Below are 13010 nucleotides of genomic sequence, written 5' to 3'. Positions count from 1 at the left end.
CGGCCGGAACGGGGTCATTCGACAGTTCCGCCAGGTGATTCATCAATCCGGCCAAAGCCGTGCAGGCGCCCGGCGGGTGCATGCGTGCGCGCCAATCCGCTATGTTGTGCGCTCTTTCCGCACCCCTGAAGCGCCAACGCATGGAAGCTCCCTTGAAGACGATGCGGTACAGGCCCCGGCTGCCGGTCTTGCTGATGTCCAGCGCGCTCCTGCTGGCCGGGTGCGGAGGGCAGAAGCCCTCGGCGGATCTTCAAGCAGATATCGATGAAGTGGCGCAGACCCTGGTCGAGCAGCCCTTGCTGCACTCGGCCTCCATCGCGGTGGTACACCGGGGCAGGAGTTTCATCGGTCATCGCGGCCAGATGGTGGCCGGCAGCCCAGGCGCACCGACCGATGCAACGATCTACGAGATCGGCTCGCTGAGCAAGACGCTGGCAGGCACGCTGATGGCCGATGCGGTGCTGGACGGCCGGCTCAGCCTGGATGACGACGTCCGCACGTTCCTGCAGGGCAACTACCCGAACCTGCAATACCAGGGGGAGCCCATCCGGGTCCGCCACCTGCTGTCGCACACCAGTGGGCTGCCGAACATGCTGCCCGAGCGCGCAAACACGGTGCTGGAAGACTTCACCGATCACCGCACGCCCGCCGAGCTCAATGCGCTGTACGCGCACTACGGAAAGCCGGATTTCCTCAGGGATCTGCACGCCGTACGGATCCCGCGCGCGCCCGGCAAGGAGTACGCATACTCCAGCGCCGGGACCGAACTGACCGCGCACATCCTGGAGGTGATCCACCAGCGTGACTACCAGTCACTGCTGCGTGGCTTCTTCAGCGACGCCGCCGCGATGACCGGCCTCAGGATCAGGCTGGACGATGCCGATGCTTCGCGGCTGGCGGTCGGCTACCACAGTGACAATCCGGTACCGACCACGCCGATGCCGCCGTTGCCGTGGGGTGCCTCGGGCGGTGTGAAGGCTACTGTCCCCGAGATGGTGAAGTACCTTCAGTTCCAGCTGGCCAATGGGCCGGTGGTAAAGGAATCACATCGCGCTTTGGCCCGGTTCGACGATGAGTTCAGCGTCGGCTACTTCTGGAACATCGTCGCTGGCGATCGCCAGAAGGGCGTCTACTACGCCCACCATGGCGGCGTCCCCCGATCGCAGTGCTACATCTACATCATGCCGAAGCATGACCTGGGTATCTTCGTCATCACCAACCAGAGCGGCGACCAGACCGCGCGTGCCATGGAAGCGGCGATCGATACGCTTGTCGGAAAAGTGGTCGCACGCGAAGCGTTACCGCCTCGGGCAGGGTGAGGCAGCGCACGGCTACAGCAGCAGCAGGGCACCGATCAGTGCCGGTGGCATCACCAGCGCGCCGACGCGCAGGAAGTCGAGTGCGCTGACATGCTCGCCTTCGCGGCGCAGCGCTACCAGCCACAGCATCGTGGCCAACGAGCCGGTCACCGACAGGTTGGGGCCCAGGTCCACGCCCACCAGCAGCGCGGCCCGGGTCTGTGCCGGCAGATCGGCCATCTGGCCCAGCGACCCGGCTGCCAGCCCCACCGGCAGATTGTTGGCCACGTTGCTCAGCAGCGCGGCGGCGCCCCCGGCCAGCCAGCTGGCCTGCCCGGGCGATGCCTGTGCCAGGGCCTGCAATGCGCGGGCCGTGCTCTGGATGGCACCGGTCTGTGCCACGGCTTCCACCAGCACGAACAGGCCAGCCACCAGCGGCAGCACGCCCCACGAAACGTGGCGCAGCATCGGCAGCGGGCTGCGGCGCTGCCGGATCGCCACCACGGCGACGCTGAGCCCGCCGGCACAGAACGTGGCCAGGCCCAGCGGGCCGTTCAGCGCCGAGGTCACCAGCAGCACGCTGCCGGTGAACAGGACGCCCATCGCGCTGAGCCGGCCGCCGTTGGTCAATGGCCGATGCTCTGGTGCCGCCACCAGCGGCTGGGCGATCTCGCGCCGATGGACCCAGCGCAGCACCAGGTAGGTGGCGCCGATCGCGGCCAGCGAGGGCAGTGCGAACTGCGCCAGCCACTGCAGCAGCGGTGGCATGTGCTGGCCGTACACCACCAGATTGGCCGGATTGGAAATGGGCAGCACGAAGCTGGCCGCATTGGCGATGAACGCGCAGACGAACAGGTAGGGCAGGGGGTTGGCACGCGCCGCCCGGCAGGCGGCGTAGACCGCGGGCGTCAGCACCACGGCCGTGGCATCGTTGGACAGAAACACCGTCACCAGCGTGCCGACCAGGAACACCAGATCGAACAGGCGCCGCCCCGAGCCGCCGGCATGACGAACGGCATAGAGCGCCAGCCAGTCGAACAGGCCTTCGCGACGGGCAAGCTCGGCCAGCACCATCATCCCGACCAGGAACAGATAGACATCACGGCCCTCGGCCACCGCACCCCAGGTCATGTCCAGCGATACCGCACCCAGCAGCGGCAGCAATGCGGCAGCCCCCAGCGCCCACACGTATTCCGGAATGCGGAACGGACGGAACAGCAGGCCGACCGTGGCCACGGCCACAGCCGCCCAGATCAACAAAGGTGAGTAGGAAGCGGGCATCGGGCGGGGGATCTCGGCTGCGCCGGCACGCTACCAACAGCAGCACGCCCGCTGCACACACAGCAGTTCGGAGGGAGGCGGCATCATACCCTGCGAACGGTGTTGCAGCGGGCAACCACGCCCGGGCCGGGGTCAGGCCGAGAGTTCCTCGCGCACGATCCTCGCTCCTTCGCTGAGCGCGCGCAGCTTGCCTCGCGCGACATCACGGGCCAGCGGTGCCATGCCACAGTTGGTGCTCGGGTACAGCTTGTCGGCATCGACGAACTGCAGTGCCCTGCGCAGGGTGTTGGCCACTTCCTCGGCGGTTTCCACCGTGCTGGAGGCCACATCGATGGCGCCGACCATCACCTTCTTGCCGCGCACCAGTTCGATCAGGTCGATCGGCACGTGCGAGTTGTGGCATTCCAGCGAGATGATGTCCAGGCTGGACGTCTGCAGCTTCGGGAACGATTCCTCGTACTGGCGCCACTCCGAGCCCAGCGTCTGCTTCCAGTCGGTGTTGGCCTTGATGCCGTAGCCGTAGCAGATGTGCACGGCGGTTTCGCACTTCAGTCCTTCAACCGCCCGTTCCAGCGCGGCCACGCCCCAGTCGTTCACTTCGTCGAAGAACACATTGAAGGCCGGCTCGTCGAACTGGATGATGTCCACGCCGGCAGCCTCCAGCTCCCTCGCTTCCTCATTGAGGAGCTTCGCGAACTCCCACGCCAGCTTCTCGCGGCTCTTGTAGTGCGCGTCGTACAGCGTGTCGATCATGGTCATCGGGCCGGGCAGGGCCCACTTGATCGGCTGCGAGGTCTGCCGCCGCAGGAACTTCGCATCCTCCACGAACACCGGCTTCGGGCGGCTGACCGCGCCGACCACGGTGGGCACGCTGGCATCGTAGCGGTTGCGGATGCGCACGGTCTCGCGCTTCTCGAAATCGACGCCGCTGAGGTGCTCGATGAACGTGGTCACGAAGTGCTGCCGGGTCTGCTCACCGTCGCTGACGATATCGATGCCGGCATGCTGCTGTTCCTGCAGGGACAGGCGCAGCGCGTCCTGCTTGCCTTCGGTCAGGGCGTCGTCCTGCAGCTTCCAGGGCGACCAGAGCTTCTCGGGCTCTGCCAGCCAGGAGGGCTTGGGCAGGCTGCCGGCGGTGGAGGTGGGGAGCAGTTTCTTCGTCGACATTGCGTGTTGTTTCCTGGGGGCGAGTGGAAATCGATGGATCAGCGGGCAGCCCACTGCTCAAGCACGGCGCGGTACGGCTTGATGAAGTGCTCTTCGGTGAACCGGCCCTGCTTGACCGCCAGCTGGCTGCGCTCTTCGCGGTCGTAGACGATGCGGGTGGAGGAATAGTCCTGGTGCTTCAGGCTGGGCTGGTAGACCTTGCCGGCCACCGAGTTGGCGTTGTAGATCTCCGGGCGGTAGATCTTCTGGAACGCTTCCATGGTGCTGATGGTGCCGATCAGCTCCAGGTTCGAGTAGTCGCCCAGCAGGTCGCCGCGGAAGTAGAACGCCAGCGGCGCGACGCTGCCCGGCGGCATGAAGTAGCGCACCTGCAGCCCCATCTTGTCGAAGTACTGGTCGGTGGGGGAGAACTCGCCCTGCCGGTACTCCACGCCCAGGATCGGGTGGTGGTTCTCGGTGCGGTGATAGGTCTTGCTGCTGGACACGCTGATGCAGATCACCGGCGCCTTGCTGAAGTTGGCACGGTAGGCGTCCGACGCCAGGAAGTGCCTGAACAGCTTGCCGTGCAGGTCGCCGAAGCCGTCCGGAATGCCGAAGGTGGCCTTGCCCTCGTTGCTGGCCGGCAGCACCACGCTGAAGTCGTAATCGCGCACGTAGGACGAGAAGTTGTTGCCGACGATGCCTTCGATGCGCGTGCCGGTCTGCGCGTCAACGATGGTCGGCCGCAGCACTTCGATCAGCGGGAACGGATCACTGCCATCGCCGCCGTCGATGTGCATCTCCACCGAGATGATGTCCAATTCGACCGCGTAACGGTCGGCATTGGGGTTGTCCCAGTGGGCCAGGTCGTTGAAGCGGTTGTTGATCATGCTGATCGTGTTGCGAAGGTTCTCCTGCCGCGACGCGCCACGGGCCAGGTTGGCGAAATTGGTGGTGATGCGCGTGCCGTCAGCGGGCTGGTAGTCTTCGTTGAAGGGGATGCGCGTGATGCTGAAGGTAAAGCTGTCGGTCGTCATGGGTGGCGTTCCGGGTTGCGGGGTCACATCCGAATGCAGGATTGCGGCATTCGGCATTCAAAGGGCTGCTGCGATCTCGGCGGTGGCCGGTGCGGCGCGGTGGGACAGGGCAAGCAGGGGCATCGCCCGCTGCACCGCCAGCCGCGCCCGCTGGATCAGCGCATCGTTGTGCACGCGGCCGTCGGCGAAATCGCGGTCGGTGGCATAGACACCCAGTGGCAGCGTGCGGGCCTGGAAGAAGCTGAAGAGCGGCCGCAGCTGGTGGTCGATCACCAGCGCGTGGCGTTCGCTGCCGCCAGTGGCGGCCAGCAGGATGGGGGTATCGACCAGCGCGTCCTGGTGGATGAAGTCGAAAAAGTGCTTGAACAGCCCCGTGTAGGAGCCGCGGTAGACCGGCGTGGCCACCACCAGCACGTCGGCCTGCTCGACCGCGGCCAGCTGCCGCTCCACCGCCTCGGGCAGCTGCGATCGCCACAGCGCGCCAGCCAGCTGCGGCGCCAGCTCGCCCAGCTCGATCAGGTGCGGTTCGCAGGCAACGTCTTCGCCGATCAGGTCCAGCAGGTGCTCGGCCAGGGTTGCAGCCCGCGAGGGGCGCTGCAGTCCGCCGGAGACGGCGACGATACGGAGGGGGCGGGTCATCGGTTTGCTTTCAGCTGGGGAGGGGCTGCTTCGGGCGGTCTGCGCGGACGCAGTCCTGCGGGCCGGCGGGGTGACCGGGCGTACAGGCAACCGAAGGCATGAGCCGATGCTAGCCATGCCCTTCCATGACGTAAAATGGTATTACTTCACCAATCCATGAGCGGGATTCATCATCATGCTGGAGCGTATCCACCTCAGCATCGTGCAGCAGGTCGAGCAGCAGGGCTCGTTGACCGCCGCTGCCGGCGTCCTCAACCTGACCCAGTCGGCGCTCAGCCACAGCATGAAGAAGCTGGAGCAGCAGCTCGGTACCGATGTCTGGTTGCGCGAAGGCCGCAGCCTGCGCCTGACCCAGGCCGGGCAGTACCTGCTGGCAGTGGCCAATCGCGTGCTGCCGCAGCTGGACCTGGCCGAGGAGCGATTGGGCCAGTTCGCGCAGGGCGAGCGCGGCGCGCTGCGCATCGGCATGGAATGCCACCCCTGCTACCAGTGGCTGCTGAAGATCGTCTCGCCCTACCTGGCCGCGTGGCCGGACGTGGACGTGGACGTCAAGCAGAAGTTCCAGTTCGGCGGCATCGGCGCGCTGTTCGGCTACGAGATCGACCTGCTGGTCACGCCCGATCCGCTGCTCAAGCCCGGCCTGAAGTTCGTGCCCGTGTTCGACTACGAGCAGGTGCTGGTGGTGGCCAGCAGCCATGCCCTGGCCAGGGTCGACCACGTAAAGCCGCGCCAGCTCGGCCAGGAGGTGCTGATCAGCTACCCGGTGCCGTTCGAGCGGCTGGACATCTACAACCAGTTCCTGCTGCCGGCCGGCATCACGCCACGTCGCCACAAGACCATTGAAACCACCGACATCATGATGCAGATGGTGGCCAGCGGGCGCGGCGTCGCCGCCATGCCGCGCTGGCTGGTGGAAGAGTACGCCGCGCGCATGGACGTGGTGCCGGTGCGCCTGGGTGCGAAGGGCATACCCAAGCAGATCTACCTGGGGGCACGCGAGGCGGACACCACCATCGACTACCTGCAGGCCTTCGTCGAACTGGCCCGCAACAGCACGCCCATCGCCAGCAACGTGCGCGGGGGCGGGTGATGTCCGCACGTGCGCCTGCCCAGGCAGCGGCTTTCATCAACAGGTATTCGCTGGAGGTCAGCGCGAAGGCCCTGCCTGCGTTGCGCGCCGAAGCAGATCGCATCGCGCCGGGCACGATCATCTCCATTCCCTACCTGGCCAGCGAAGACGACAACACGCGACTGGCGGCGGCACGCGCCGTGCGTGAGCTGGGTTTAGAGCCGATGCCACATCTGTCGGCGCGCCGCATCGAGTCGCGGGCTGCGCTTGAGCGTTTCATGCAGCGTGCCGCCAGTGAGGCCGGGGTGGAGCGATGCCTGTTGATCGCCGGCGATCTGGCAGCGCCTGCCGGGCCGTTCGCCGACAGTGCCGCGATCATCGACACCGGCATTCTCGAAGGCTCCGGCATCAAGGTGGTCGCCATCGGCGGGCACCCGGAAGGCCATCCGGTGATGGGCAGTGGCGAGCGCTGGCAGGTGCTTGAACGCAAGTGCCAGGCCATCGAGGCACGGCGCATGGCGCCGCTGATCATCACCCAGTTCGCCTTTGATGCCGACATCGTTCTGGCCTGGCTGGATGACCTGCGCTCCCGCGACATCCGCGTTCCGGTGCTGGTCGGCGTGCCTGGGCCGGCCAGCATCACGCGGCTGGCGCGCTACGCCGCGATGTGTGGCGTGGGAGCCAGTGCCTCGATGCTGGCGCGCTACGGCATCTCGATCGGCCGGTTGTTGGGAACGGCCGGGCCGGAAGTGTTTGTCGACCGTCTCGTGCGGGGGCTGACCGACGCCCATGGCGCGGTCAGTCCGCACTTCTTCCCGTTTGGTGGCATCGCAGCATCGCTGGCGTGGATCGAGCGCTACCGGCGGCACGCACTGGCGTCCAGCCCTTCATAGGCCATCAGTCATGGTGGCCGGGCCGCGTTCGCGGCAGCCCGACACCGCTACACTGCGGCATCGACTCGCGAGGTAGGTAGATGCCCAGCGCCATCCTGCAGTTCTCCATGGAGTGGAAGCGGTCAGTGCTGAGGGTGGTTTCCGCAGCGGCGGGTTCGCTGGTGTTGCTGGCCGGCATCGCCGGGCAGGCGAGGGCGGCCGCTGGCCCGGCCGAGATCGCGCAGCTGGTGGACAGTTATGCAGCGAATCGTGATTTCAACGGCGTCGTGCTTGTCGCCCAGCACGGGCGCATCCTGTATCGGGGCGCCCATGGACTGGCCAACCGCGAATGGCAGGTGCCGAACGTCGAGGATGGTGTTTTCCGCATCGGCTCGCTGAGCAAGCCGATCACCGCCATCCTGGTGATGCAGCTGGTGCAGGAAAACACATTGCGGCTGGACGGCACGCTGGGCGAGTACCTGCCCGCGCTCTATGCCGGCACGCCTGCGGCTGCGGTCACGGTGGCGCAGCTGTTGAATCACACGTCCGGCATTGCCGACCTGCCACGCAGTTACGAAGACCCGTGGTGGCAGACGCAGGCCCGGCTCTCGCTGGCGCCCGATGACTTCGCCAAAGCGTGGATTCCCGGCACACTGCAGAGCGCGCCGGGGGCCGAGTGGCGCTACAACAACAATGGCTACTTCCTGCTCGGCCTGATCATCGAGAAGGCAACGGGCGCCAGCTACGAGGCCAACCTGCAGCGCCGGATCCTGGACAAGGCCGGCATGACCAACAGCGGGCTGTACCGCGCCAGCGCACTCATTCCGCGCCTGGCGACCGGCTACCAGACCCGGCCGGACTTCAGCCTGGCCCGCCCGATGCCCATCGATCCGAGCGTCTCGTTCTCGGCCGCCGGCCTGTACTCCACCGTTGACGATCTGCTGCGGCTGGACCAGGCCCTGCAGGATGACTCGCTGCTGAGCGCGCCTTCGCGGCAGGCCATGTGGACCAACCATCGCTCGGGCTATGGCTACGGCTGGGAAGTGGAGAACTGGCCCTTGCCTGCAGGTGGCAGCTACCCGGTGGAATCGCATACAGGCAGCGTTCCGGGCTACCAGACCTACTGGCTCCGCGCCGGGCAGGACCAGTCGGTGGTGATCGTGCTGGACAACTATTGGCAGGGCGAAACCGCAGCGAGCCTCGGCAAGCAACTGATGGGCGTACTGCACGGCATGCCGGTTACCCTGGCCCGGAAGAATCTGGGCACCCTGCTGGTGCCGGCCGCACTGTCAGCGGGTGTGCCGGGCATGACCCGCGCCTATGAGGCACTGGGGCCTGCGGCCAGCCAGTACGACACCTCCGAGCAGGCGCTGAACTCGCTGGGCTATCGCCTGCTGAGGATGAAGCGCGTGCCCGAGTCAGTGGCCGTGTTCCAGTGGAATGCCCGCGCGCACCCGCAATCGGCGAATGTGCATGACAGCCTGGGCGAAGCCTACCGGGCCAATGGCCAGCGCAAGCAGGCGATCAACAGCTACCGCACGGCGGCTGCGCTGGCGCCCAATGATGCGCGCCTGCGCGCCGTATTGAAGGAGCTGGAACAGGAGTAGGGCCTGGCCCTTCAGCCCGGCAGGTCGCACTTCATCCGGCCGTCCACATAGTAGGGTTTTGGCACGTTGGGGTTCTCGCTGGTCTTCTCGAACACCACTTCGAACGAGGCGGCATCGGGCGAGCCCTTGCGGTCGGTACACGCGTCCTGCAGCTTTTTCTTCACCGCCGTGATGCCGGCCTCGCGGTTGGCACCGTCGGCGCTGTTGGTCAGGTTCACGGTCTCGGCCGAGGCCAGCGGGCTCAGGGCGAGCAGGCCGCCGGTCAGCAGCAGGGTGTGCAGCTTGGTCATGGGTCGCGTCTCGTGGGTTTGCATGAAGCTCCAGCATAGGGCCGGGCCGTTAACGGCATGTGGCCGGAGCCTCTTCGAAGGCGGTTTTCACTGCGTTCGTCGTTGAACGTGGAGGTCCGGTCGCAGGCACTGACTTTGCGGGAAGTGTTCGGCTAGGCTGCTGCGACTGAACGCAACGACAAAGGTCCACATGATTCGCTGGCTGCTCCTCGCGTTCGCCGCCCTGCCATCCGTTGCCGGGGCCGTCGTGATCCGGCACGATGTGGACGATGCCCGATACCGGATCGATGGATCCGAATTTCCAGCCCTGGCCGACATGCCGGGCGAGGGGCAGGGCGTTCTGATCGCGCCGCGATGGGTGCTGACTGCAGCGCATGCCGCACCGATGGAAGGAATGGGGCAGGGGATCGCCATCAATGGAACCGACTACGGCGTGGAGCGGGTGATACTGCACCCCGGCTACAGGAAGATGCCCGATGCGCTGGGCAAGGAGGCGCTGGCGACGGGCAGCCCCGCGAAGATCCACGCGTTCCTGGCCGGATCGGATGACATTGCGTTGATCCGGCTCGCAGCGCCGGTGAACGATGTGCCACCCGTGGCGCTCTATCGCGGCAATGCCGAGGTCACGCAGGCCGCCACCCTGATAGGCAAGGGCGCCACAGGCAATGGTGCGGTTGGGCTGGTGCCGGGAGGATCGCATCGAACCGCCTTGCGGCGCGCATGCAACGCCATTACCGGCGGCAACGATCGCTATCTCTGGTATCGGTTCGATGCGCCGCCGCAGGGCCTGCCGCTCGAGGGGGTACTCGGCAACGGCGACAGCGGTGGACCGTTGCTGGTCGAGGATCATGGAACCTGGCAGTTGGTCGGCTTGGGCTCCTGGATCAGCGCCGTTCCCGAGCATGCCCTCGAGGCGGGCTTTTACGGCCAGGTGGTGCACAACGTTCGGGTGTCGCGGTATGTGGATTGGATCGAGAGCGTCCTCGTCTCATTCCGTTCCCCCAAGTAACCCTCGATGGCTGACAGCTGTCACTGGCCGCAACTGGGCTGGAAGCGAATAGTGAGCACCAAGGCGGAGACGCTCCGCCACCACTCAGCAGAGGGACGACCCATGAACATGCTCCAGCACCTTGCCTCGCAGACGCCGACCTGGGTCTGGCTGCTTCTGGCCTTCCTGGTCACGCGCGGCATTGCCGCCATGAAGCCGGGCGAAACGTCCTTGCAGAAGCTGGCCGTGGTGCCTGCGCTGTTCACCGTATGGGGTGCCTGGTCGATCAGCCACCGCTACGGGATGTCCCTGAGTACCTGGGCTGAGTGGCTGGCCGGCATCGGCTCGGGCGCGGCGCTGGGGTGGCTGCTGCTGGGCCACGTGAAGCTGACGTTCGACAGCGCCACCGGGAAGCTCTGGCGCAATGCGGACTACAGCGTGTTGCCGCTGCTGCTGGTCACGTTCCTGGTGAAGTACGGCTTCGAAGTCGCCTTTGCGATCTCGCCCGCATTGACCAACCATGCCGGCGCCAGCGCGGCGTACCTGCTGCTGTCGGGTGGATTCACCGGCCTGTTCATTGGCAAGTACTGCCGCTACCTGGCTTCGTTGCGGCTGGACGCGGCGGGCAAGGGGCTGGGGATCGCGGGCTGAGTTCCGCTCGAGCGTGACGCGTCACAGTAATAGCCCTCTGCCGACGCAACGCCGCATCTACACACCCGATGCCAGGGCGGCGCGCCGCCCTTTGCGCCCAAGCCAGGCCAGTGCCGCCGCCGCGGCCAGCAGCCACGGAATCAGCATCAGGTTCATGCGCTGCCAGCCAAGCGCATCCAACAGGCCTCCTGCACCAAACGAACAGCCCAGACCGACAACGAAGATGGTCATGTCGTTGATCGCCTGTGCCCGGGCGCGCTCGGCCTGCGTGTAGGTCGTGGTGAGCAGTGCCGTGCCTCCCACGTACATGAAGTTCCAGCCCACGCCGAGCATGACCAGTGCCGTCGCAAAGGAGCCGAATCCAGTGCCGGTGGTCGTCATCAGTACATGCCCGACGAAGATCACCGCACCGGCCAGCATGATGCGGACAGCGCCAAAACGAGCGATCAGCGATCCGGTAAGGAACGAGGGCAGGAACATGCCCAGCACATGGAGCTGGATCACCGTTGCGGCACTGCCAAGGGCGTGATGATGGTGAACCATGGCAATGGGCGTCGCCGTCATCGCCAGGATCATGATTCCATAGCCGGTCGCAGCGCCGAACAGCGCCACCAGGTACGCGGGCTGGAACACGATCTGCTGCCATGGGCGCCCAGCGGGCTCACCCGGGTCGGCTTTGGGGGTAGCCGGCATTCTCAATCCGGCCAGCACTCCGGTCGCCACCAGCGAGACCACGGCGAGGATGATGAAGGAGCCTTGATACTCCGCCTGCAGCAGCGGCCCACCCAGGCGGGCCAGCGATGGCCCGACCAGCGCCGCGATGATGCCACCGGCCATCACCAGCGAAATCGCCCGAGGGCGGAATGCTTCGTCTGCCACCTCGCTGGCGGCGAAGCGATAGAACTGCGCGAAGGCCTGGTAAGCGCCCACCAGCAGCGTGCCGGCAGCCAGCGAGGCCATCGAATGCCGGGCGATTCCCAGCGCAGCAATGCCGCCGCCGGCCAGGCCCAGCAGCGAACCGCAGATGAATCCGACCCGCCGCCCGGCCCTGGCCATCCACATGGCGGCGGGGAAGGTGGTCAATGCCGTTCCCAGAAACATGGTCGCGATGGGGAGGGTGGCCCACTGCGGGGCAGGGGCGAGGTGAGCACCCGCCAGCCCGCCGACGGTCATGACGATCACCGAGACAATCTGGAACAGCGCCTGGGCGCTGGCCAGCAGGAACACCTGCCGATGCATGGGGTTGCCGGGCATGGGGACGCTTCTTGGATAGGATGGGTGCCGTGACGCGGGTTCAGCCAGTGACTGGACTAAAATTCAATCAATATGCAGAATGTTTGAGTATGGATAAGGCAAAGTCAATCCCCCAGCCCAGGCAGGCGATCTATCACGCCCTGGCTGACGTCGCCCAGGCGATCGGGCATGTCCACCGGCTGGAGCTGCTGGAGGCGATTTCGCAGGGGCCGCGCAGCGTCGAGGCGCTGGCGGAGGCGACCGGGTTGAGCGTGGCCAATACCTCGCGACACCTTCAGTTGCTGCGGCGGGCCCGGCTGGTGGAGCCCGATCGCCAGGGCAAGCGCATCTATTACAGCCTGTCCGGCGAGGCCGAGGTCGTTGCGCTGCTGCGGGCGCTGGGCTGCTTCGGCGAGCGCAATGTTGCCGAAGTGCAGGGTGTCATGCGGGACTTCTTCGAACAGCGCGACGCCCTTGAACCCGTATCGCGCGAAGCGCTGCTGGAGCGCCTGGCGACGGATGGAGTGACCCTTCTGGATGTTCGGCCTTCGTCGGAATACGCCCTGGGCCATCTTCCCGGTGCCTTGAACGTTCCCGCCTCGGAACTGGAAGCGGCATTGATCAACCTGCCCAAGGACAGGGAGATCGTGGCCTACTGCCGAGGCCCGTATTGCGTGATGTCCTTCGAGGTCGTGGAAAAACTGAGGGCGCTGGGCTTCACCGTGCGGCGCCTGGAGGATGGCTTTCCCGAATGGAAAGCGGCCGGTTTCGAAGTGATTACCGGGCCGTAGGATGCCAGTCGCGGCGTACAGGGGCCAGCCTGGATGACGCCGATACGTAGCCGGGTGGGAGAAGGAACATCTCCATGGCCAACGTGAAGCCGTCATGAAGGCGTCACA

Annotated in this window: 13 protein-coding genes; 7 read left to right on the top strand and 6 right to left on the bottom strand. The window is 66.1% G+C overall.

The genetic code is table 11. The annotated features are described in order from the left end of the window. Nucleotides 1-80 precede the first annotated feature (80 nt). Nucleotides 81-1319: a serine hydrolase domain-containing protein gene (locus QRO93_RS01700; protein ID WP_285303923.1), complete on the top strand. Its 1239-nt coding sequence runs from the start codon at nucleotides 81-83 to the stop codon at nucleotides 1317-1319. A 12-nt stretch (nucleotides 1320-1331) separates the two neighbouring features. Here QRO93_RS01700 and QRO93_RS01695 read toward each other — a convergent pair whose 3' ends face one another. The 4 genes from QRO93_RS01695 to msuE form a co-directional block, all read right to left on the bottom strand. Then, nucleotides 1332-2579, bottom strand: coding sequence for an arsenic transporter (locus tag QRO93_RS01695; RefSeq protein ID WP_180878424.1), 1248 nt, complete (start codon nucleotides 2577-2579; stop codon nucleotides 1332-1334). Nucleotides 2580-2711: 132 nt separating this feature from the next. Beyond that, on the bottom strand, nucleotides 2712-3746 hold the full coding sequence (locus QRO93_RS01690) for a methionine synthase (protein ID WP_180878423.1): 1035 nt from the start codon (nucleotides 3744-3746) through the stop codon (nucleotides 2712-2714). 38 nt (nucleotides 3747-3784) lie between these two features. Then, complete coding sequence (locus QRO93_RS01685) at nucleotides 3785-4762, bottom strand: DUF1852 domain-containing protein (RefSeq protein ID WP_180878422.1); 978 nt, start codon at nucleotides 4760-4762, stop codon at nucleotides 3785-3787. 57 nt (nucleotides 4763-4819) lie between these two features. Continuing rightward, the gene (gene msuE, locus QRO93_RS01680) at nucleotides 4820-5401 is read right to left on the bottom strand and encodes an FMN reductase (RefSeq protein WP_180878421.1); all 582 of its coding nucleotides are present in this window, start codon (nucleotides 5399-5401) and stop codon (nucleotides 4820-4822) included. Between the two features lie 175 nt (nucleotides 5402-5576). Here msuE and QRO93_RS01675 point away from each other — a divergent pair, with 175 nt between their 5' ends. The 3 genes from QRO93_RS01675 to QRO93_RS01665 all read left to right on the top strand — a co-directional run bounded on the left by QRO93_RS01675 (nucleotide 5577) and on the right by QRO93_RS01665 (nucleotide 8949). After that, nucleotides 5577-6491 (top strand): LysR family transcriptional regulator, encoded by a 915-nt coding sequence (locus tag QRO93_RS01675; RefSeq protein ID WP_053449798.1) that lies wholly within the window; start codon nucleotides 5577-5579, stop codon nucleotides 6489-6491. Beyond that, entirely contained in the window at nucleotides 6491-7363 is an 873-nt protein-coding gene (locus QRO93_RS01670; RefSeq protein ID WP_180878420.1) for a methylenetetrahydrofolate reductase, read from the top strand. Before QRO93_RS01675 ends, QRO93_RS01670 begins: the two co-directional genes overlap by 1 nt. 80 nt (nucleotides 7364-7443) lie before the next feature. Continuing rightward, a complete protein-coding gene (locus QRO93_RS01665) occupies nucleotides 7444-8949 on the top strand; it encodes a serine hydrolase (protein ID WP_180878419.1) in 1506 nt (501 codons plus the stop codon). An 11-nt stretch (nucleotides 8950-8960) separates the two neighbouring features. Here QRO93_RS01665 and QRO93_RS01660 read toward each other — a convergent pair whose 3' ends face one another. Next, nucleotides 8961-9239 (bottom strand): hypothetical protein, encoded by a 279-nt coding sequence (locus QRO93_RS01660; RefSeq protein ID WP_180878418.1) that lies wholly within the window; start codon nucleotides 9237-9239, stop codon nucleotides 8961-8963. A 190-nt stretch (nucleotides 9240-9429) separates the two neighbouring features. Here QRO93_RS01660 and QRO93_RS01655 point away from each other — a divergent pair, with 190 nt between their 5' ends. Continuing rightward, nucleotides 9430-10248, top strand: a complete 819-nt coding sequence (locus QRO93_RS01655; RefSeq protein ID WP_180878417.1) for a trypsin-like serine protease — start codon at nucleotides 9430-9432, stop codon at nucleotides 10246-10248. A gap of 102 nt (nucleotides 10249-10350) precedes the next feature. Then, nucleotides 10351-10878 (top strand): DUF6622 family protein, encoded by a 528-nt coding sequence (locus tag QRO93_RS01650; RefSeq protein WP_180878445.1) that lies wholly within the window; start codon nucleotides 10351-10353, stop codon nucleotides 10876-10878. Nucleotides 10879-10935: 57 nt separating this feature from the next. Here QRO93_RS01650 and QRO93_RS01645 read toward each other — a convergent pair whose 3' ends face one another. Beyond that, complete coding sequence (locus tag QRO93_RS01645) at nucleotides 10936-12105, bottom strand: MFS transporter (RefSeq protein ID WP_285303922.1); 1170 nt, start codon at nucleotides 12103-12105, stop codon at nucleotides 10936-10938. A 116-nt stretch (nucleotides 12106-12221) separates the two neighbouring features. On the opposite strand from QRO93_RS01645, the gene QRO93_RS01640 reads away from it, so the two are divergent. After that, a complete protein-coding gene (locus tag QRO93_RS01640) occupies nucleotides 12222-12902 on the top strand; it encodes a metalloregulator ArsR/SmtB family transcription factor (protein ID WP_164087496.1) in 681 nt (226 codons plus the stop codon). Nucleotides 12903-13010: the final 108 nt, after the last annotated feature.

Origin of the sequence: Stenotrophomonas maltophilia group sp. Smal17, from assembly GCF_030237045.1 — a bacterium.
GTDB classification, from domain to species: domain Bacteria; phylum Pseudomonadota; class Gammaproteobacteria; order Xanthomonadales; family Xanthomonadaceae; genus Stenotrophomonas; species Stenotrophomonas forensis.
The sequence above is the reverse complement of the archived record's forward strand: the minus strand, read 5'-3'. Positions and strand labels throughout refer to the sequence as shown.

Bases quoted from the DNA above. Each gene is read 5' to 3' on its own strand.
- QRO93_RS01700 (WP_285303923.1), top strand. From the start codon at position 81: ATGCGTGCGCGCCAATCCGCTATGTTGTGCGCTCTTTCCGCACCCCTG.
- QRO93_RS01695 (WP_180878424.1), bottom strand. From the start codon at position 2,579: ATGCCCGCTTCCTACTCACCTTTGTTGATCTGGGCGGCTGTGGCCGTG.
- QRO93_RS01650 (WP_180878445.1), top strand. From the start codon at position 10,351: ATGAACATGCTCCAGCACCTTGCCTCGCAGACGCCGACCTGGGTCTGG.
- QRO93_RS01660 (WP_180878418.1), bottom strand. From the start codon at position 9,239: ATGACCAAGCTGCACACCCTGCTGCTGACCGGCGGCCTGCTCGCCCTG.
- QRO93_RS01655 (WP_180878417.1), top strand. From the start codon at position 9,430: ATGATTCGCTGGCTGCTCCTCGCGTTCGCCGCCCTGCCATCCGTTGCC.
- QRO93_RS01685 (WP_180878422.1), bottom strand. From the start codon at position 4,762: ATGACGACCGACAGCTTTACCTTCAGCATCACGCGCATCCCCTTCAAC.
- QRO93_RS01670 (WP_180878420.1), top strand. From the start codon at position 6,491: ATGTCCGCACGTGCGCCTGCCCAGGCAGCGGCTTTCATCAACAGGTAT.
- QRO93_RS01675 (WP_053449798.1), top strand. From the start codon at position 5,577: ATGCTGGAGCGTATCCACCTCAGCATCGTGCAGCAGGTCGAGCAGCAG.
- QRO93_RS01665 (WP_180878419.1), top strand. From the start codon at position 7,444: ATGCCCAGCGCCATCCTGCAGTTCTCCATGGAGTGGAAGCGGTCAGTG.
- QRO93_RS01640 (WP_164087496.1), top strand. From the start codon at position 12,222: ATGGATAAGGCAAAGTCAATCCCCCAGCCCAGGCAGGCGATCTATCAC.
- msuE (WP_180878421.1), bottom strand. From the start codon at position 5,401: ATGACCCGCCCCCTCCGTATCGTCGCCGTCTCCGGCGGACTGCAGCGC.
- QRO93_RS01690 (WP_180878423.1), bottom strand. From the start codon at position 3,746: ATGTCGACGAAGAAACTGCTCCCCACCTCCACCGCCGGCAGCCTGCCC.